The following is a 210-nucleotide window of genomic DNA, read 5'->3' as shown; positions in this document are numbered from 1 at the left end:
AGCAGCTCGCGCTCGATCGCGTCGCCTGCCACGGGTTCGGCCACGACCAGCCAGGCGAACGCGCCGGGCATGTGGGCTACGTAGTCGTCGAACCCGCCGCGCCCCGGGGCTTCCGCGCCGGACTGCGGTGTCCACAGTGGATCGGAGCCGCCCGTGCAGCGCGTCCAGGACGGCAGCGCCGCCCACCGGGCCGCGATCTCCGCGGTGTCG

General features: G+C 75.2%; 1 protein-coding gene. It reads right to left on the bottom strand.

Features of this window, described 5'->3' with window-relative positions; translation table 11 throughout:
• Positions 1-210, bottom strand: a 210-nt coding sequence (locus G3I65_RS31055) for a hypothetical protein (protein WP_160699250.1), incomplete at both ends; no start/stop codon positions are given.

The sequence above is a fragment of the Amycolatopsis sp. SID8362 genome (genome assembly GCF_010550475.1).
GTDB classification, from domain to species: domain Bacteria; phylum Actinomycetota; class Actinomycetes; order Mycobacteriales; family Pseudonocardiaceae; genus Amycolatopsis; species Amycolatopsis eburnea.
This window is presented reverse-complemented; position numbering and strand designations above follow the sequence as displayed.